16 protein-coding genes and 7 pseudogenes are annotated in these 20208 nt (G+C 38.4%); 11 read left to right on the top strand and 12 right to left on the bottom strand.

What is annotated here, in order from left to right; all coding sequences use genetic code 11:
• The first annotated feature begins 168 nt into the window (after window positions 1-168).
• A complete protein-coding gene (locus tag ACE1TI_RS20280; protein WP_375009346.1) occupies window positions 169-741 on the top strand; it encodes a hypothetical protein in 573 nt (190 codons plus the stop codon).
• A gap of 272 nt (window positions 742-1013) precedes the next feature.
• Window positions 1014-1175: a hypothetical protein gene (locus ACE1TI_RS20275; RefSeq protein WP_375009345.1), complete on the top strand. Its 162-nt coding sequence runs from the start codon at window positions 1014-1016 to the stop codon at window positions 1173-1175.
• Here ACE1TI_RS20275 and ACE1TI_RS20270 read toward each other — a convergent pair.
• Window positions 1163-1273: pseudogene (locus tag ACE1TI_RS20270) on the bottom strand (peptidoglycan-binding domain-containing protein); the annotation flags it as partial. The gene ACE1TI_RS20275 and the pseudogene ACE1TI_RS20270 sit on opposite strands and share 13 nt — an antisense overlap.
• 1917 nt (window positions 1274-3190) lie before the next feature.
• On the opposite strand from ACE1TI_RS20270, the gene ACE1TI_RS20265 reads away from it, so the two are divergent.
• Window positions 3191-3742: a hypothetical protein gene (locus tag ACE1TI_RS20265; RefSeq protein WP_375009344.1), complete on the top strand. Its 552-nt coding sequence runs from the start codon at window positions 3191-3193 to the stop codon at window positions 3740-3742.
• Between the two features lie 41 nt (window positions 3743-3783).
• Window positions 3784-4332: a CBO0543 family protein gene (locus ACE1TI_RS20260; protein WP_375009343.1), complete on the top strand. Its 549-nt coding sequence runs from the start codon at window positions 3784-3786 to the stop codon at window positions 4330-4332.
• 294 nt (window positions 4333-4626) lie between these two features.
• Here ACE1TI_RS20260 and ACE1TI_RS20255 read toward each other — a convergent pair whose 3' ends face one another.
• From ACE1TI_RS20255 to ACE1TI_RS20230, 6 genes and pseudogenes are all read right to left on the bottom strand, one after another.
• Entirely contained in the window at window positions 4627-5838 is a 1212-nt protein-coding gene (locus ACE1TI_RS20255) for an NAD(P)-dependent malic enzyme (RefSeq protein WP_375009342.1), read from the bottom strand.
• A 138-nt stretch (window positions 5839-5976) separates the two neighbouring features.
• Complete coding sequence (locus ACE1TI_RS20250) at window positions 5977-6504, bottom strand: hypothetical protein (protein ID WP_375009341.1); 528 nt, start codon at window positions 6502-6504, stop codon at window positions 5977-5979.
• Window positions 6505-6918: 414 nt separating this feature from the next.
• Window positions 6919-7449, bottom strand: coding sequence for an ATP-binding cassette domain-containing protein (locus ACE1TI_RS20245; protein WP_375009340.1), 531 nt, complete (start codon window positions 7447-7449; stop codon window positions 6919-6921).
• A 100-nt stretch (window positions 7450-7549) separates the two neighbouring features.
• Window positions 7550-8272 (bottom strand): annotated as a pseudogene (urtD, locus tag ACE1TI_RS20240) (urea ABC transporter ATP-binding protein UrtD); the annotation flags it as partial.
• Window positions 8247-9345, bottom strand: a pseudogene (gene urtC, locus ACE1TI_RS20235) (urea ABC transporter permease subunit UrtC). The pseudogenes urtD and urtC, both read right to left, overlap by 26 nt.
• Window positions 9346-9367: 22 nt before the next feature.
• Window positions 9368-9469, bottom strand: a pseudogene (locus tag ACE1TI_RS20230) (urea ABC transporter permease subunit UrtB); the annotation flags it as partial.
• On the opposite strand from ACE1TI_RS20230, the pseudogene ACE1TI_RS20225 reads away from it, so the two are divergent.
• The 5 genes and pseudogenes from ACE1TI_RS20225 to ACE1TI_RS20205 form a co-directional block, all read left to right on the top strand.
• Window positions 9465-10253, top strand: a pseudogene (locus tag ACE1TI_RS20225) (amidohydrolase family protein); the annotation flags it as partial. The pseudogenes ACE1TI_RS20230 and ACE1TI_RS20225 overlap by 5 nt on opposite strands.
• 21 nt (window positions 10254-10274) lie before the next feature.
• A complete protein-coding gene (locus tag ACE1TI_RS20220) occupies window positions 10275-11261 on the top strand; it encodes an urease accessory UreF family protein (RefSeq protein ID WP_375009339.1) in 987 nt (328 codons plus the stop codon).
• A gap of 201 nt (window positions 11262-11462) precedes the next feature.
• Window positions 11463-12102, top strand: a pseudogene (gene ureG, locus ACE1TI_RS20215) (urease accessory protein UreG).
• The gene (locus ACE1TI_RS20210) at window positions 12095-12904 is read left to right on the top strand and encodes an urease accessory protein UreD (RefSeq protein WP_375009338.1); all 810 of its coding nucleotides are present in this window, start codon (window positions 12095-12097) and stop codon (window positions 12902-12904) included. Before ureG ends, ACE1TI_RS20210 begins: the two are co-directional and overlap by 8 nt.
• A gap of 12 nt (window positions 12905-12916) precedes the next feature.
• Window positions 12917-13951, top strand: coding sequence for a metal ABC transporter solute-binding protein, Zn/Mn family (locus tag ACE1TI_RS20205; protein WP_375009337.1), 1035 nt, complete (start codon window positions 12917-12919; stop codon window positions 13949-13951).
• A gap of 45 nt (window positions 13952-13996) precedes the next feature.
• On the opposite strand, the gene ACE1TI_RS20200 is transcribed toward ACE1TI_RS20205, so the two are convergent.
• Complete coding sequence (locus ACE1TI_RS20200; RefSeq protein ID WP_375009336.1) at window positions 13997-14206, bottom strand: hypothetical protein; 210 nt, start codon at window positions 14204-14206, stop codon at window positions 13997-13999.
• A 104-nt stretch (window positions 14207-14310) separates the two neighbouring features.
• Between ACE1TI_RS20200 and ACE1TI_RS20195 the strand changes: the two genes are divergently transcribed.
• Together ACE1TI_RS20195 and ACE1TI_RS20190 are read left to right on the top strand one after the other, a co-directional pair.
• Window positions 14311-14571, top strand: coding sequence for a DUF6154 family protein (locus ACE1TI_RS20195; protein WP_375009335.1), 261 nt, complete (start codon window positions 14311-14313; stop codon window positions 14569-14571).
• Between the two features lie 113 nt (window positions 14572-14684).
• Window positions 14685-16160 carry a glycoside hydrolase family 32 protein gene (locus tag ACE1TI_RS20190; RefSeq protein ID WP_375009334.1) on the top strand — a complete coding sequence of 492 codons (1476 nt, stop codon included), beginning with the start codon at window positions 14685-14687 and terminating at the stop codon, window positions 16158-16160.
• 499 nt (window positions 16161-16659) lie between these two features.
• On the opposite strand, the gene ACE1TI_RS20185 is transcribed toward ACE1TI_RS20190, so the two are convergent.
• From ACE1TI_RS20185 to ACE1TI_RS20170, 4 genes and pseudogenes are all read right to left on the bottom strand, one after another.
• Window positions 16660-18063 (bottom strand): sucrose-specific PTS transporter subunit IIBC, encoded by a 1404-nt coding sequence (locus ACE1TI_RS20185; RefSeq protein WP_375009333.1) that lies wholly within the window; start codon window positions 18061-18063, stop codon window positions 16660-16662.
• Window positions 18064-18219: 156 nt separating this feature from the next.
• Complete coding sequence (locus tag ACE1TI_RS20180; protein WP_375009332.1) at window positions 18220-19206, bottom strand: LacI family DNA-binding transcriptional regulator; 987 nt, start codon at window positions 19204-19206, stop codon at window positions 18220-18222.
• Between the two features lie 138 nt (window positions 19207-19344).
• The gene (gene pgsC / locus ACE1TI_RS20175) at window positions 19345-19800 is read right to left on the bottom strand and encodes a poly-gamma-glutamate biosynthesis protein PgsC (protein WP_375009331.1); all 456 of its coding nucleotides are present in this window, start codon (window positions 19798-19800) and stop codon (window positions 19345-19347) included.
• Between the two features lies 1 nt (window position 19801).
• Window positions 19802-20208, bottom strand: a pseudogene (locus ACE1TI_RS20170) (poly-gamma-glutamate synthase PgsB); the annotation flags it as partial.

The following is a 20208-nucleotide window of genomic DNA, read 5'->3' as shown; positions in this document are numbered from 1 at the left end:
CGGGAGAGCGTAAGCGGCCCTTGACAAACGCAGCAAATGGGCGATCCTACCCGAAGACAAAAGAAGAGATAAAGTATGATTATGCTAGATAAATAGAGTACGTGTCCAAATTCAAGGGGTTAATCCGGTTAAATTATTTTCAAATACTATTTATTAGGTTGGATTTTAATGAAGGAAAAACAAACAGAAGTTTTGAGCCAAATCAGGTCTATGACAGAAGAGATAACCCAATTACAAATAGAGTATTGGACATCATTTTCCGACTGGGAAGTATGGCAATTCTGGGTAATGCTATTAACGTTAATCGTTCCACTAATTGTATTATTCGTTTTCATTGATAAAAGTAAAATGTTGCTTATTGGTTTTTTTGGACTTAATTATCATGTTTGGTTTCAATATTTAAATTCATTTGGTATTAGTTATGTCCTGTGGGAATACCCCTATCAACTCGTTCCCTTTTTACCAACTTTCTTCTTAGACGCTTCATTAGCTCCGATTAGTTTTATGTTGTTATACCAATGGACACTTAATCATAATAAAAATATCTACCTGTATTCAATATTATTATCAGCCTTTTTTGCCTTTGTAGTAAAACCAATTATGGTAGAATTCCACTTTTTTCATATGTTTAAGGAAGTGAATTATTTTCATTTATTCTTATTTTATATAGCATTATTTATTGTATCTAAGCTTATTACAAATCTGTTTTTATGGATGCAACAAAATGAACAAAATAAATGAAAGAGAGCAGGGGACTAATCCTACTGCTCTTTATTCATATCTACACTTGTATTTTAAAAACTTTGTAAATTTCCTTACAATCTTAATCTTGTTGTAATATTTTAATTGCCCTGCAATGAACCATTAACAAAAATTTATAAGCTTGGTTTCCTTAGTGAAGGTCCTTTAGTGCATTCCGATGTTAACCTTCCTTTCCTGAAAGAGCTATTGAGTGTATAAAATATAAATAAAAGAAAAACATAAAGGTATTCAAAAGGAAGGAGATTTGTTACATGGATCATAAAAACAATGATACGGGCTATAGAGGCGTTGAATATAAAACAGTTAAAGGACACAAGGTCGGAGAAACGAACTTTGAAGCCTCCTATGAGTTTGCAAGTGGTAATGAAACATCGAAAAAAACTGAACAAAACAATAAAAATCATAAAAAATAATTAAGCCGGACCAAACTCTTAGGACCACCAATACCATCAACCGTCAGAGCATGTTGTGATTGAAATGCTTTTACGGCTTCTTCTGTTTCACTGCCATAATCCCCATCAGCGCCATAACAAGGTAATTTTTCACCTACTTAAGCAACTCCTCTTGCCTTTGGGCGTCCATCCTCTTTCCGAAAGACAGTCGATTCAGAAGAAAAGCTGCTATCAGATTTGCGCTCTAAATTAAATTCTTTGGCTATTCCAATCACCCCTTTTTTCGATTACTTAGCTAAATGTTTTTCCCCTTGCGAATACACTGCAAAATAATTTTAATTTTTTTGGAAACCATAAATAAGACTCTAAGGAGGGGTACTTGATGAATGAACAAAGGTTTTATTCAATCCTGTGGATTCTTATAGGAAGCACAATATTATCAACTATTTTAAGCGTAGTTGTAATCAGTATGCTTTCTAAAATAGACAATAAACTTAATTAAAAAGAGGATAACCTCTAAAAGATCTGATAAAAGATCTGGCCATCCTTATAATGCAAATGGGATTGTCTCGGAATTAATATACAGTTCTTAACTTACCACTAGATTTTCTTTCTCGTATCATTCGTGTGATTAGTACGTCCTGTGTCTCCTTTCGCCAAGCAAGTATCTAGAATCCCGCGACAGAAGAAATCGGGGAGGAACAGTAGTCAAAAAGGGGGGTTGGTACTCGGGGGTGGAGATTAAAAGATGAAGAGGTAACCAAGTAAGAATCTTGAAAAGGCATTGAAGTCCCAGTTACCTGCTGTTCGTTGCGGTAGATCCTGCTTGAGGAAGGTTCACATCGAGCGCCGCTGGTAACTTTCTGAATAAGTGCAACGGCACCGCCTGTACAGAGAAAACCAAGCAAAACAGCTGTTCGTGATTTATTTTCACAGCCGGCTGTTTACCATGCAAGGGCTTTTTGAGACAGCTCCTTTTTGCATATCTTGGGTCATATTATGCTTTTATTGCGGCTTTAACATAGCTCCTTTCACTAATCTCTATGAAAGTTGGAACGCCATTCGTTACTTTTTTCAGCACCCTTGTTCGAAAGACTTCTCCCTTTTCAAAGTGCAGTATGTTTTTGCCCCTGTCTCCCCGGATTTTTCACAGCAATACCATTTTCTTTTTACCAGTTATAAAGATATTTTTTAATCACGCCATATCGCTTAGCATTCGTCACGTCTGTCAACCTTTTGATTTTACTAATAAACTGATATTTCTCCATTGTTTAATCTATTTGTTTTGCTTTCATTAGTCTCCCCTTGTTTTGTTATTACATCTTTAAACTTTATAAGACTTTAGGGAATTTAATTTTTCTCCTTGGAAATTATAAACAATAATTGACCCAAACATTACTTTTTTCACTGGTTTCATCATTTATTGGGTTGCCATTGCTTGCATATATTGGTTTCTATGTACCGCTTAATTGGAATATTATTACTCATTTCCTATTTTTATAATCATTTATTTAATTGGTCATTATCACACATACAAAACTACTAGGTTTGAACAATTGAATTAATTCCTTAGTTACTCATAAAAATTCTATTGTTTTTTAGAGAGGCACTTCCTACTTTTTTGTTCTTGCGCACGTTTGGGTCAATTATGAACCACTTCTAAAGAGAAGATTCATGCTTTGGGATTTTTAAGCAATTTAGTTAGGACAAGTCTGTCTAGTCTTAGCATTTACGAAGTTTTTTCGTTCTCTTTAATCATCCGAAGAATAAGTATGCATCCGCCACATCATCAAGAAGCTCATTGCTATTTTCATTAATTCATTCCTCCTAACTAAATAAATCGCTCTTGATACGTTCGTTGTTTCCTCAGTTCTTCGTAATCACTAACTTTATGCATAATCACATTATTGCTTATTGCTTTGTTCCTCGTTTTTAATTATTTTTCTAGACTTTGGCTTGTGTACATAGTTATCCATCAGGTTAAATTAATTCTAATAAAATAATACCTCAAACCCAAAATTAAGAGGGGTTACCTTTTGCTCAAATTACAAAAAGGAATGGCAGGTTTTTTTATGCATGTTTTTATAACCGCGTTAGTTATTTTCTTAGTTTGGCGGAGTGGCAATTATAAACAATGGAGAAAGTATCACACCACCATGTGGTTTTTTGCTGGGGCTAATTTAACATATTATGTTTTATGTGCTAACTATTTTTTATGGGAAATTCATGCTGATTTTTCGGCAGGATATTCATTACAAATCATGCTTTATACGTTCATTGTATATCCTGGTTCTCTGTTGTTGTTTTTAGCTAACTATCCAGGATCAATTCAAGGAAAAATTTTTCACAATGTAAAATGGATAGGAATTTATACAGGGACAGAATATATTTATTACTTGTTAGGATTGATCACTTTTAATTATGGATGGCATTTGGGTTGGTCCTTATTATTTCTATGTATAATGTTTCCAATGTTACGCCTCCACCACACGAAACCATTACTTACATATGTCTTATCCATTCTCATTACATTAATTTTATTATGGATTTTCAATGTTCCGGTTGAAATACCAATTGAAGAGAGATAATGAAAGTAGAAAAAGAAAGAAAATAGAAAGTAGGTATTTTAGTGGATGGAAACTTACAACAACAAATTAAACAGGCTTATGACCTTGTTGTTCGGGCCAATAATCAAATGTTTTATATTTGGAAAGAAAATGTTATATATACATGGCAATGGTGGTTAGGAGTAGGACTAACAATTAGTCCATGGATTTTTTGGATTATATTTAGAAAGAAAGATAGTACCATTCGATTATTGAGTACTGGGGTATTTGTAATCCTTATTATATCATGGCTTGATTTCATTGGAATTAGTTTAGGATTATGGTATTACACGTATGAAGTTCTTCCCTTCATACCAAATTACTTACCTTGGGATTTTAGTCTCCTTCCATTATTTATCCTTTCTTTGATTCAAATAAAACCTAATGTCAGTCCACTTATTAAGGCTGTTTTCTTTTCAGTTGTATCTGCTTTTGTTGCTGAACCTTTTTTTAAAAGTATTGGATTATATCAGCCTATATACTGGAAACATGTTTATTCATTTTCGGTATATATTGTTATCTATTTAATTGCAGATTATATTAGTAAAAGAAATACCTGGGCAAAAGTTTGAGTGCCAATATTATGATATGTATAATCATAGTAAACCTCCACTTCCAATCATACTCTAACTTAAAGAACAAAAGCGCAAGCGCCCTGATCAGCCTCGACAGGTAAATGTTCTTCAGTCATGAAAGGCGCTCTTTGCCTTTCATGACTGGAGGTTATTTAACCCCGAGAGGCTGGGCGCTTAAGCTAGACGCGGATATCAAACAATATGAAGATAGTTATCCACAACTTGTAAAAACATAATTTCCTAAACAATTAGAAAGGCACGGACATAGCGTGCCGTGCCTCCTTTTTTAAATTATACTTTTGACGATTCAACAACACTTTGTTTTGAAGGTTGTTTGGCTGCTCCCGTTTTTATTGCGGCGTCTGCAACGGCACTCGATACCGCTTGAACAACCCTCGGATCAAGCGGATTAGGAATCACATAATCAGGGGTCAGCTCTTCTTCCGTAATTAATTCTGCGATAGCGTTAGCAGCCGCTATTTTCATTTCTTCATTGATTTCAGAAGCCCGCACGTCAAGTGCTCCTCGAAAAACACCAGGAAACGCAAGCACATTATTCACTTGATTCGGAAAATCAGAGCGCCCTGTACCAATAACCTTTACCCCGGCTTCCTTCGCATCTTCAGGCATGATTTCAGGGATAGGATTAGCCATGGCAAAAATAATTGGATCTCTGTTCATGGACTGTACCATTTCTTTTGTAATGCTGTCAGGAGCAGATACACCAATTACAACATCAGCACCTTCAATTACATCCTCAAGGCATCCTTTTACTTTTTTACGATTTGTCACGAGAGACAACTCAGTTTTTATGTCGTTCATTCTTTCACTACGTCCTTCATAAATCGCCCCTTTTGAATCACACAGCACTACATCTGCTGCTCCAAGGGACAGTAAAAGCTTTGTCACTGCTACTCCGGCTGCTCCTGCTCCATTAATCACAATTCGGCTGTCTACCACTGTTTTATTCACCAATTTAAAAGCATTTATTAAACCAGCAAGAGTTACAATAGCAGTTCCATGCTGGTCATCATGAAAAACTGGAATATTAAGTGCTTCCCGGCAAGAATCTTCAATAATAAAGCAATCCGGCGCTTTTATATCTTCCAAATTTATACCGCCAAATGTTGGTTCCAACGCCTTTACCGTTTCGATAAATCCTGCTGTATCTTTCTTGTTAATGCTGAGAGGAAAAGCATCAATTTCTGCAAATTCCTTAAACAAAATAGCTTTCCCTTCCATAACAGGAAGTGAAGCTTCAGGGCCTATATTTCCTAGACCTAGTACAGCGGAACCGTTGCTTACTACTGCAACCAGATTACCTTTGCTCGTATAATCATATACTTGATTGACGTCTTCTTCAATTTCTTTACAAGGCTCAGCCACTCCCGGGGAGTAAGCTAGTCCCAAATCTTCTTTACTTTCCACCTCTACTGTAGAATGCGTCCCAATTTTACCGGGGTTCTCCTTGTGCATGGCCAATGCTTTCTCTCTCATAGACATAACCTATCTCCCTCCAATTTGTTTCTAAATTTTCTGAATCGAAGCTTAGCAACCATTCTAACACAATTCTGATTATTTTGTATATTTTTTTGCTTAGATCTCTGATTTTAGTCATTATACCCCAATCCTTTTCTATTTCTAATATTTTTCCTCCACAACGGTTTGCAGCTGGTCTATTGTTCCTTCTATTGCTTCAATGGACTCTTTTACTATCGTATCTACGCCCAACATCTCCATGGTTTTCGGAGGTATCCCGCTCTTGCTTGTGTATTTTGTAAAGGTTTGTATGTTTACGAGCTTCATGTAAATCTCCTCAAAATATGGATGTAAGTCAATTGGGGTTACTGGTTCAACTTCTCTTAAGTAATACTTCTTCAAATCATTAATTAATACATATAAAGCTTCATGACGGATATAACTTGGTTCACTAGCAAAACTTATATCTTTAGCTATAGCAAGTACCGTTTTGGTCTTTGCATAATAATGAAGGATGAATTTTCTTTTAAAGCCTCTCGTTTCATTTTTGGTTTGATCCTTTTGTTTTTTCAAGTATAAATGAAGGGAAATAAACCCAGCTAACAACGTTCCTAAAAATGCGCCGATGATTGTTCCGAAGGTCTGCAGCCATGCATCTGGACTTATACACGCCCAAAAGCCTTCACACATAGTTAAATAATCACCTCACTCAACTCATTTATATGAAAGAACAATTGTCCATACTACTTAAAACCAATAGAAAAGCTAGTTGATACCAGCCTCCCAGTTTTTCCGGACAGGCTGGCTACATTCATCAATGATTAAGTAATGATCTTTAGAAAGTTCCGTATATTTCTGTTGATTTAATAGATTTTTCTATTTCCACTTTCAGCTCCTCTTCTTCTGGATCGTTAACAGACTGAAATTTCAACAACGAAGCAATCGGCTAGCGCGTTTGGAAAAATACACTTTCGGCAATATTGTTGTTCGCAAAAAATAATATGAGCTGAAAAGGTCATGCTTGAGTACATTATATACTTAAATATTGTTTTACTTCTTCTTCAACCAATTTAGGGCCTTCATACACCAATTTACCTCGATCCATTACGTAAAAATAATCAACTGTTTTTTGGCAAACGACATGCTCTGTTCTACAAGAATCATTGAGGTGTTTGTCGTTTCTTTAATATTTAGAATAACGTCTTGAATATCTTTTACAATATTAGGCTGAATACCTTTGGCAGGTTCATCAAGTAAAAGCAGGGAAGGTTCTGCTATTAAAGCTCTTCCAATGGCAAGCTGTTCCTGCTGTCCATCGCTTAAATCTCCCCCTTTTCTATGCTTCATTTCCTGAAGTACTGGAAAATACGTATATATCTGTTTCAGAATTTCCGTTTTTCTATCCCTTTTTGATTCAAACCCAAGAATCAAATTTTCATAGACAGTTAAATTGGAGAAAATTTCTCTTCCTTGAGGAACATATCCAATCCCTTTCCTAGCACGAGCAAAGGGTGCTGCCCGCGTTATATTACTTTCCCGATACAAAATTTGCCCATTTTGAGCCTTTAATACTCCCATGATGGCTTGGATTAAAGTAGATTTACCAACACCATTTCTACCTAAAATACAAACCACTTTTCCATTTTGGACATGTAAAGAAATATCTTTTAATACAAGACTCTCTCGTAGCAACATCAAGCTGTTGTAATTGCAGCATTTTTTCCTCCTCTGCCGTGCCCAAATAAACTTCTTGAACTTGACGGTTTAGTTGAATGTCTTCCATACTGCCCTCAGCAAGAAGTCTTCCTTCATACATCACTATTACACGTTCAGCGTATTTACGAACAAACTCCATGTCATGCTCCACGACAATAATGGAACACTTGGACTTTAAAGTGTGCAGAAGGCGGCCCGTTATCTCTTCTTCCTCCTCTGTCATACCGGCTATAGGATCATCCAATAATAAAAGTTCGGGCTCCTGCATCATTACCATTCCGATTTCAAGCCACTGTTTTTGTCCGTGAGAAAGCCCCCCCGCTTTTATATATTTTTGATCTTCTAATCCAATCGTCTCTAATTACGATTGAATTTTTTCTTTTTCTGCAGAAGTGAGCCTTGCTTTCAACATCGAAAACACATTCTTATTTTGCTTTATATATATTTCCAGGTTTTACAAACTGTTAAATTTGGAAAAACCGATGACGCCTGAAATTTCCTTCCTATACCTTTTCTTGCAATTTCAAACTCCTTCATTTTTTTCAAATTATAAGTCTCATGAAATAATGCCTTCCCGTCCGTCATTTTCGTCAATCTGCACAGCACATCAAGAAACGTCGTTTTTCCAGCACCATTTGGGCCTATAAGAAAGTGAACTTCTCGTTCCTCAACTGAAAATGAGAAACGTAAACTCTCCATATTTCACTAATACATCTTCACACTGCAGTATTCTTCCTGGCAACTGTTTTCGTTTTTGATTCTGTACTTGTTTCAATGTTCTTTCCCCATTTCTTTTTGATTTTAGAACTAATTAACATAAGACCTCCGGGCAAGAAAACAACTACTGTTATAAAAACAGCACCGATTAAAAACAACCAAAAGTCTGGAACGTCTGGCTGAAAAAAGTTTTACCTGAGTTAGCAAGCAGTGCTCCAAAGATAGGACCAACTAATGTACCACGGCCTCCAATCGCCACCCATAAAATCATTTCAATGGAAGGGACAATATCAATCATAGAAGGAGATATGATCCCAACCTGCAATACAAACAACATACCTGCTAGACCAGCAACTCCAGCTGACAACGTGAAAACAAAGATTTTATAATAAGCTGTATTATAACCCGAGAAACGAAGGCGGTTTTCGCCATTGCGGATTGCAACTAATACATGACCAAACCTGCTGTTCACTAACCGATAACTTAACCAAAACACTAAACCAAGAAAGGTGAGAGTGATGAAATACAACACAGTATTAGTAAAAGGGCTTGAAAGAGAAAAACCAAGGACTGATTTGAAACCTGTTATACCATTTGTCCCGCCGGTTATATTTTGTTGGCTCACAATTAGCGTAACCGTCACAATAGCTAAAGCCTGAGTTAAAATAGTAAAATAAACTCCTTTGATTCTATTTCGGAAGGTAAAAAGCCAACAATAAATGCTATGGCCATTGGGGCTATAATGCCTAACGGTAAAGCAAGAAATGGAAAAAAAAGAATACTCCAAATAAACGGAAGCTCAGTTATCCCGCTCCAAACCATAAAATCAGGCAGCCCTCCCTGTGACGATTCCATAGTGACATACACGGCCATCACATAAGCACTTAATCCAAAGAAAATACCATGACCTAAGCTTAAAACGCCTTCATATCCCCATAATAAATCGAGGCCAAGTACGAGTATGGCAAATGCCAGATATCTTCCAAGCAGATTCGTCTGAAATTCCGATAGAAAGATGGGCAGTATAAGCAAGACAAAAAACAGCAAAATGAATATATTCCGTTTTGACCCTGCAAATCGCATCAATGAAAAAGACATGATTTTTTCCTCCTATTAAAAGTTAATCAAGCGCTCTAGTTTTCATGGAAAATAGTCCATTCGGGCGCCATTGCAGGAAAAGAATAATACAGGCAAAAATAAGTACTTTACCTAATGAAGCATCCAACACCTGTCTATCAGTCGCCGATGACTATGATGTTCAAGTAGCAATTCATACAGATACTTTAAATGAAGCAGGATTTGTAGAAGACACTATCAACGCGATCGGTAACCGTGTTAATCATACGTATCACACAGAGGGAGCAGGCGGCGGACATGTGCCGGATATTATGAGAATCGCTTCACTTCCTAATATTCTGCCTTCCTCTACCAACCCAACTCGGCCTTTTACGACAAATACAATTGATGAACATCTTGATATGTTGATGGTATGTCACCACCTGGACAGAAACGTTCCAGAAGATGTAGCTTTTGCTGATTCTCGTATTCGCCCGGAAACCATTGCGGCAGAAGATATCTTGCATGATATGGGATTGATCAGCATTATCGCCTCAGATTCTCAAGCTATGGGGCGTGTAGGCGAAGTGATTATAAGAACCTGGCAAACTGCTGACAAAATGAAAAAGCAAAGAGGGTACCTTAAAGAAGATCACAGCAATGACAACCATCGCATCAAACGGTATGTCGCAAATAAATATTCAACTGGCATGACGTTTATATCAAATGCAGCCTTTGATAACGGGATTCAAGACAAACTGCAGCTACAAAAAAATATCGTCCCTGTGAAAGGGTGCCGCAGCATTGGAATGAAAGATATGAAACTCAATGACAGTACAGCAGAGATAAGTATTAACCCAGAAACATACGACGTTTTAGTAGATGGGAAAAAAATTGAATGTGAGCCATTTCATGAAGTAGCCATGGCACAAAGATACTTTGTGTTTTAACCCCTAAAGGAGTTGATAGAAATGGTAATTACAAAACCTGTCGGCCATATTGACAAATGGAATAATGGTTCAAAAAAGAGACAAGACCTGATCGAATTAGATTGGGAAGAACTAAACAAACGCATTCTTCGGAAAAAAACAAGTGATGGCAGAGATGTTGCTATTTCATTAGAAAAAGGTGTTCAATTACAGCCTGGTGATATATTATTCGAAGATGCTGAAACTCAAATCATTGTAAATACTGTTTTAGAAGATGTTTTTGTCCTCCAACCCACTTCCATAGAAGAAATGGGAAAAGCAGCTTTTGAATTGGGCAACCGTCATACTCCCTGCCTCATAGAAAATGGAGAAATAGTTGTACGGTATGATGCTACGCTGCCAGCTTTATTTAAAGAAACCGGGGTTTCTTTACCCAAGAAAAAAGACGCTTTTATAAACCATTTAAGTATAAAGGACACCACCATCACCATGAAAACTAATCAGCTTCATTTAATGCAGATACATGACTCTGCTTTCCCGATCGGTTCCTACACTCATTCGTTTGGAATGGAAAGCTATATTCAAGACGGCTATATTTACAACCAGGAGACGTTAAAACAATACTGCCTCTCTTATTTATTTGATAATCTCACTTACGGAGACGGGTTAATAGTAAAAGAAACAATGGAAGCAGTATCTACAAATAGGTGTGAAAAATTGCCAGTGATTTCATCTCTGTGCCATGCCATTAAAATTGCTAAAGAATCCCGTAATGGCAGCTTGCAAATGGGACAGCAATTCCTAAAAACGATCCGAACCATGGATAAAAAAGGTCCTGGAGGTTTTATAGAACAAGAACTGAAAAATCAAAATCTGTCTTTTCATTATCCGATTATTTACCGAATGTACACTTCTCTAACAGACATGAAAATATTGGATGCAATAGCTGCGTTTCTATACTCCAGTACGACAGCTATGGTTCATAACGCTGTCCGAGCAGTTCCTTTAGGGCAAACCACTGGAGTTTAAACGATTTATCAGTTCTTGCCCTCCTTTGAAGAAGCTGCCAGAACGATCATGAGTATGAATTTAGATGATGCCGGAAACTCAGCGGTTGGTTTGGAGCTTGCATCCATGAGACATGAACACTTAAATGGAAGACTTTTTATTTCCTAAAAACTCCACTGTTTATTTATTTTTACGTTATCTACAATGAAAGGGGATACATTTGTGAATAAACCAGTTAAAATAGGAATTGGCGGTCCTGTAGGGTCAGGAAAAACGGCTATGGTAGAGCAGTTAACAAGAGCACTTCACACTTCCTATGAAGTAGCTGTTATCACAAATGATATTTATACGAAAGAAGACGCCAAATTTCTTACGGTGAATGGTGTTTTACCAGAAGATCGCATCATTGGAGTAGAAACAGGTGGGATGTCCTCACACGGCAATCTGTGAAGACGCCTCGATGAATTTTGATGCTATTGATGAGCTTAATCAGCGTTTTTCAAATCTTGATATTATTTTTGTAGAGAGCGGAGGAGATAACCTTTCTGCCACGTTTAGTCCTGAATTAGTCGATGGTTTTATATAGGTCATCGATGTTGCAGAAGGACAGGATATTCCACGTAAAGGCGGGCCCGGGGTGACTTGTTCAGACCTGCTTGTTATTAATAAATTAGACCTTGCTCCTTATGTCGAAGTTGATTTGGACGTCATGGAAAAAGACGCCTTGAAAGCAAGAGGAAAAAGACCGTTTATTTTTGCAAATCAAAAACAAGGAGAAGGGTTAAACGGTATTATTGCCTGGATCCAGCATTCTATCTTACTTGATAAAGAGTGGGATAAAGAAGTGAAAAGCGGTGCATAAAAGACATTTACAATTAAACGGGCAGCTGTCCCTCACTTTTTCTAATAAAAAAAACAAAACTGTACTGAGCAGCCTCCACCAGACTCCCCCGCTACGAGCGAGTCATGCATTATATCCAAATGACGACTGCCATGCTGTAGTATACTTAATGGAAACATCCGGGGGAATGGTTTCTGGAGATAATAATACCTATCATCTAACGGTTGAAAACCATGCCAATGTTACATTGCTGCAGCAATCTTCGGCTAAAATTTATCCTAATAAAGAGGATGAAATGACATCCCAAACCATGAATGTGCATCTTGGCTCAGATGCTTTTTTGCATATGGTGCCCGACACCATCATCCCTTTTGAGGATGCCTATTTTAAAAATGCTGGTCATATATCAATGAAGAACAGCTCTCATATTATTTGGGGTGAAATATTATCATCAGGACGCCGTGCTAAAGGAGAAAAGTATAAATATAGAAGTATTGACTTGCTCACGTCCATTTACAGGGAAGAAAAATTATGTGTATATAACCGCTTCCGCTTCTCTCCAAAGGAGAAATCGTATGAGCAAATCGGTATATTAGATGGTTTTTCTTACTATGCAACTCTTTGGGCAGGCTCTCCAAAGCTTGCCCATTTCAGTTTGGAAAATGTAAAGCTAAGCTCTGCTGCTACTACCCAGGGGGCCATAACAGAAGTGGAGACAGGTCTATTTTGTCTACGCTGGTTAAGTAATGACCTTATTGATGTAAAAAATCAATTAAACCGAGCTGCTACTACCTTTACAGAAATCATTCACACAGACAAATAAGGAGTTTTTTTTATGATAAAATTTTTATCAACAGTTTTAGCTGGCAGTTTTTTTATTCTTAGCGCTTGCGGCAAGGAGAACCCGGCGGGATCTGAAGCAGAACCCTCCCCTGCAGCTTCAGACGATGAGAACCAGCCCCTTACACTTGCTACTAACATATTTGCAATAGAAGATTTTATTGAACATATTGGCGGTGAACAGGTGGAAGTAAATAATATTGTTCCTCCTGGTACAGACGCTCATACTTATGAGCCTACAATTAAAGAAATAACGGATATGGTGGAAACGGACAGGTTTTTGTACACGACAGGGAGTATGGAAGGCTTGAACGATACGATATTACCGTTATTAATAAACGAAGACGTTACGACAGTAGACGTGGCAGAAGATATTGAAAAAGTAGAATATCAACACCACGAATGGGAAACAGAAAACACCCACTCCCACAGTCACACACATGGGAATGAAACACATACTCATGAACATTCTCATGAGGAGGAAGATACTTCAGAAGCGCACATTCACGGCCCGGAGAATCCACACGTTTGGATTGATCCGATAAAAGCGATTGAAATCGCCCATAACATTAAAGACGTTTTGATAGAGGTTGACCCTGATCACTCACCTGTTTTTAAAGAGAACACGGAACAGTTAGAGAAAAAGCTGCGGGAACTTGATATGGAGTTCAAAGAAGCCGCGAAAGAAACTGATAAACATTCTGTATTTGTTGCTCACCCAGGCTATACCTATTGGGCAGAAAGATATGATTTTGACGAAATATCAATTACAGAAACTGTTTCATCCAACGAGCCATCACAGAAGCGCATGCAAACATTGATCGAAAAAGCTGAGAAAGAAAACATTCAGTATGTTGCTTTCGAAAAAAGCTTTGCTATTGGTACAGCCAAAAATTTTGCAGAAGAAATAGGGGCACAAGCTGTCTACTTTAACAACCTGGAAAGTTTACATGAAGAATCACAGGATGCAAGCTATTTCTCTTTAATGAGAGAAAATATCGACTCGCTAGAAAAGCTTTTAAATGAGTGATATCAGACCGTCCTTTCATTTTTTTGACAGGACGGCTGCTTTCTATTAAGAATTGTTAAATGTTTGAGAAATCTCTTTTTCAGCAAGATCTTCATTGGCTGCTTCTAACTGTTTATGCTCATCAACAGAATCACCTGCGAATCTATCTTCTGTATCAAAAGGTTTGTTTGCTTTTAAACTGGTGTGAACGCCAATTTCTCCGTCAGTATTGGCCTGAGTTGGAAAATCAAATTTCTTTTTAGGTTCTTTTTTCATTTTCTTCACCTCCTTCATAGCATGTGATATTTTCTTGGAATAAAACATATGAATTTCTCTTATGCTAACAATACTTTATAAATTGATTTACAAGGAGCGGTAGAATGGAATTTGTAGACAATCTGTACGACTTATACAAAAATAAGCTAACAGGTGATGAAGAGGACGCGTTAATTATTATTGAAGGTATTTTACAAACCTTTAGCAGTAAAGACGTAGACGAATTGATGGATAAGCTTTCAGACCAGGAGAGATACGACATGCTGGCGTTATTTTTATATGAGAAATTCCGCCAAAAACTAGCAGAAGAAGGAATTGGACAAACAAAGAACAGAGATGATGTAAATACAAAATATTACCATTAACACCTCGTACATAATATTGTTCTTTCTTTCTTTAAAAATCCGTTGAAAAAAAACTATTTATTCTTTAGTGTATAGAAAAATGCCATCCTAGAAGAAGAAAGGACGATTTTTGTATGACTTGGACACGTGAACAGCTATATAGACAAATAGACGATGTTTCAAAAGAAGAATGGGAGCATTTAGAGAAAAGTGCTGCGAATTGTCCATGGCGCCAAACATATCATATTCAGCCGGAAACGGGCCTTTTAAATGACCCAAATGGCTTTTGTTATTATAACGGAGAATATCATTTATTTTATCAATGGTTTCCCCTTGGACCAGTTCACGGTTTAAAGCATTGGTGCCATACTTCTTCAAAAGACTTGGTTCACTGGAAAAATCACGGCCCCGCCCTTTTTCCGGACACTCCGTATGACAGTCACGGTGTTTACTCAGGCAGCGGTATCGTACATGAAAATATGCTGCATTTATTTTATACCGGAAACACGAGAGATAATAACTGGAATCGAAATCCTTATCAATGCCACGCGGTGATGGACAAAGAAGCACACATAAAAAAGGATAAACAGCCTATTATTTCTGCTCCACCAAACGGGTACACAGAACATTTCCGTGACCCAAAGGTTTGGCGCAGCGGTGATGCTTTTTATATGGTGGTAGGAGCGCAAAGAGAAAATAAAACGGGAACAGCTTTACTATATACTTCTAATAATTTAATAGATTGGAAGCTCGTTGATGAAATAAAAACCAATTACGCTAACTTTGGTTTTATGTGGGAATGCCCTGATTATTTTGAACTTCAAAATCAGGGAGTACTTGTGTTCTCTCCACAAGGTATAGAACCAGAAGGAGAACGTTTTCGCAATTTTTATCAAGCAGGCTATCTGACAGGAGAAAGATTAGACGTAGCCACCGGTCGTTTTGAACATAGAACTTTCAGGGAATTGGATGCTGGTTTTGACTTTTACGCTCCTCAAACAACAGAAACTCCTGATGGTAGACGGATTATGGTCGGGTGGATGGGACTGCCTGAAATAAGCTATCCTACAGACCGTAACTTATGGGCCCATTGTTTAACATTGCCGCGTGAATTAACGGTGAAAAACAATAAAGTGATTCAAAAACCAGCAGCAGAACTAAGACAGCTTAGAGCAAACAAAAAAACAGACTCGTTCCTATTAGATAACTACACTTTAACTAAAACAGATTGGAGCGGGGAATGCTACGAATTCATATGTGAAATAGAAGGAGTGGAACAAGGGAAAGCTGGTGTGGCTGTAAGAGCAGGGCAAAATGAGGAAACCAGAATTTTTCTGGACACAGAAAACCAGCGCTTAACTCTAGACCGTACCCATTCCGGTGAACCGGTTGCCGAAGACTTTGGCACTACTCGTTCTATCCCGTACTTGCAAACGAATGTCACTCTTCAAATTTTTGTTGATTCTTCGTCTGTAGAAATATTCGTAAACGATGGTGGAGACGTTTTCACGGCAAGAATCTTTCCGTCTAAGGAGAGTCAGGGAATTCGTTTTTTTGCTGAGAACAGCGAGGCCTCTTTCATTGCAGAAAAATGGGAGTTGAAATATTAAAATTTTATTAAGCACAAGTACCAGATACCTATGGGCTGGGTGTTAAATCTAAATAGTAAAAACTTATATCCAAAAGAAGCCTTCTTAAAATCCCTTGCATGGTAAACAGCTGGTCATGAAAATAAATCATGGCCGGCTGTTTTGATTGGATTTCTTTTTTGGCACAGGCAGTGCCATTGCGCGTACCAGAAAGTTGGCAGCGGTGATCGATCTGCACCTTCCTCAAGCAGGATCTGCCGCAACATCACTGAAAAGCTTGTAACTGGTCCTTCAACATATTTTTAAGGTCCTTGCTTGGTTACTTCATTTCCTCTCTTTCTATCACTTTGGTCTTCGAGCCTCTTCCTTGGTTACCGATTCATCTTTCATTCATCTGTCTCGGGCTTTAAGATCCTTGCTTTGGCAAAGGAGCCACAGGAGGTCCTAATCACGCGAATGCTTCGGAAAAAGAAGATGGGGCTGTCTCTTACTTTCGAGACAACCCCTTCATCGCTTTTTTCTATTTATCCATTTCTTCTTTCATTTTATCTGAATATCCAAATGTCCACGTCAATCCAAAGGCAACACCGATGGAAATAAGGTTTGCAAGCAAATAAAACACAATTTGTTCATTTAGATATAATAATGTACCAGGAATTACGGTTATTGCCATCCCTGTTGCTTCGAGGTTTACGAGAGAAGCGAAAAATCCGCCAGCTGCTCCTCCGATAAGTCCCATTACAAATGGCTTCATATAGCGAAGGTTCACCCCGAAAATAGCTGGTTCAGTAATTCCTAAAAACGCAGACAGAGAGGATGAAAGTGCTAAGGCCTTCAATTTTGCGGCTTTAGTTTTCAGGCCAACAGCAAGTGCTGCCCCGCCCTGTGCAGCAATACCGCACGTAATAATCGCATTAAATGGATTGCTGCCAAATCGCTCTAATAATTGAATCTCAAGAAAGTTAAAGACATGATGAACCCCTGTAATAACAATAATTTGATGAAAAAACCCAATAACCAGTCCGCTAATTCCAAATGGAAGACCGAGAAGCCAAGTAGTCGCTCCCATTACCGCATTTTCTAAGCCGTGCAGAAGCGGCCCAAACAGGAATAAGGAAAGAAAAATCATGACAAGCAGTGTTACGAATGGCGTAACGATCAAATCTAATGCTTCAGGAACTGATTTTCTCACCCTTTGTTCGAGCTTTGCTCCAAACCATCCGGCAATAAAAGCCGGCAGTACAGAACCCTGGTAGCCAATGACAGGGATAAAGCCTAGAAACATTAATGGTTCTGCTGTACCTTCCCCTACTTCATAGGCATTGGGAAGAGAAGGACTTACCAGCATTAAGCCTAATACGATACCAATGACCGGACTTCCTCCAAATACTCGAAACGCAGACCAGGCAACAAGCGCAGGCAAGAAAGCAAAGGCAGTGTCTGTTAATACTTCTGTAAATGTTAGAAAATTCTCAGGAACTTCTTCAGGAGACAAGCCAATTAGGGAAAGTATTTGTTCTTGTAAGAGAAGACCTCTTAACCCCATAAATAAACCGGTCGCCACAAGCACTGGAATAATTGGCACAAACACATCCCCGAAGGTGCGAACGGCTCTTTGCAAGGCATTTCCTTGTTTACCGGCCTCTTTCTTCTGCTCACCTTTTGTACTTTCCGAAAGTCCCAGTTTAGTGACTTCTTCATGCATTTTATTTACTGTGCCAGTTCCAAAAATAACCTGATATTGTCCGGAGTTATAAAAAGCACCCTTTACTTTATCAAGATTTTCTACACGTTCTTGATCTATTTTTTCTTTGTCGTGGACCATAATGCGAAGCCGAGTTGCACAGTGAGCTACTGATGATATGTTTTCCTGGCCGCCTACAGCTTCTATAAGTTCTTCAGCAATACGCCGATTCTCTGCCATACTTATTCTCCTTTCTTTTCTTCAAACTTGTGAGCGCTTTCTAAAAAGACAGGTGTCTCACTAGAATGGCTCTTGTACTAGTTATTCATGATTAAACAAACGGTGGAATCGATTCCAAACATAGATATATGAACTTGGAATCGATTACACATTTCATCATAAACTATCTCTTTCTATTAGTCTATAACCAAGCTTACTTTTTTTCGATTCATTTTCTTCAAGCATTTTATCTAATAAATGACGAGCTGTTACTTTACCTGCTTCATTGTTAAAATAATCAACTGTTGTTAAAGCAGGTCTCACGTATTTGGACAATTCGGAAGCACCAATGCCTGCAATCGAGATGTCTTTTGGAATGTTTAGGCCTTTCTCTTGAAGATACTCCATGACTCCTATTGCTAAACGATCGGTCACAGCAAAAACAGCTGTTGGACGCTCAGATGATGTTTCCCATATTTCTTTCATGGCATGATAACCAGATGTAATATTAAACGTTCCTTGTGCCATCCAAAAGTCTTCCACTGAAAGATTATTATTTTTCATCGTGTCCAAATATCCTTTTTTTCGCAAGTATCCGACTGCCTTGTCTTCTTCACTCACTCCAATAAATGCTATCTTCCGGTGTCCTTTATTTATAAAAAGTTGAGTTAGGTCGCAAGCTGCATGATAATCATCGTACACAACCGAGGTAACACCGGGAATTTCTTGCCCTAATGCCACCGTTGGAATAGGGAGAGCTTTTATTTCTTCTTGTAAGCTCTTATCTACATTTGTCGCCATTAATATAATTCCATCCACTCTGCGGCTTTGTAAAAGCTTTAGGTGTTCGATTTCTTTTTTCAGCTCAAGGTTGGAATTTGCTAATAATATTTGATACCCATACCTGCTTAACTCTTCATCTATTCCATTGACTACACGGCTTGATGTTTCTGTACTGATTTTCGGAAGGATGACACCAACAACATTTGTTTGCTTTACTCGTAATCCTTTTGCGTGCTCACTGGGGATGTATCCTGTTTTCTCAATTGCTTCCAGAACTCTTTCCCGCGCTTTCTTACTGACATGGGAAGAATTATTAAGCACCCGTGAGACGGTGGTCCGCGATACACTTGCCATCTTTGCTATATCATTAATGGTAACCATAGCTGCATCTTTCCTCTCTTGTTCTTCTATTATAGAAACAACTGAGCAATTTAACAACACTAGGCCAACGTAAAAAAGCCCATTCCAATTAAACGGAAAAGGCTTTATATACCTAATTAATTATAATACCAAAAGAATCTAAGCAAGCCATACATTATAAATGGATAAAACACCAAATGCTGAGAAGGTCAATAGCATCGTGCTGGAAACAGTCGGCAGAAAGCCCTGGCGCTGTATGGTATTGGCAATCAAGCCGGGGACGATCAAACCAATGGCCTGTAAATCAGCCACATTTATTGGGAGGATCCCGTATATGGCGTCAAATCCGAGCTTTAAAATGATCCCCGTCAACAGCATCGCTGTAAATTTTCGTCTCCCGTACAAAATCGTAAAGTGATTGATCCCGTACATCACGACAAGGTAGGTCGCAAAGCTGACAAACAAGATCGAAATGGCGTACACCGGTTTATCGATAACCAGGGCAAGGTAGCCGGGAACAACGAGGCCGGCTGGTAAGATTCCGGTTTTTTCGGCGAATAATAGACTAAGCGTGACCCCTGCCACGAGTGCGATCGTAATTTCCTGCAGTCCCACGTTATACTAACTCCTTTTGTGCTTTGATTTTTTGCAGTTCTTCTACTAACGGTTCCGCTGCACCGTGAATGTTGCCGACTCCGTAAAGCACGGTATTGCTCATATAAGGCTCCAGGGCCCGTACAATTTCGCCGGTATCCTGGTGTTCCAGGTTCAGCAGTATATCAGCTGGAATATGGCCGGCGTTATAGCTGTCGACAATCGGGCTCGTTGTTTCTCCGATGAGCACCAGGGTTTTGCATGGAATGTAAGGAAGCACATCCTCTGCAAATTGTTCCGTACGGTCGACACGGTCCGCCCGGCAATTCATCACCACCACCGGTTCATCGGTCGGATACCCGAGCATTTTCACCCGTTCCCAAATATTAATCGTGGAAGAAGCGTCATTGGCGGCAAAGCCGTTGACAA

It is taken from the genome of Alteribacillus sp. JSM 102045 (assembly GCF_041949975.1).
Classification (GTDB): Bacteria; Bacillota; Bacilli; order Bacillales; family Marinococcaceae; genus Alteribacillus.
Note: the sequence above shows the minus strand (reverse complement) of the source record. Positions and strands in the feature narration are given on the sequence as shown.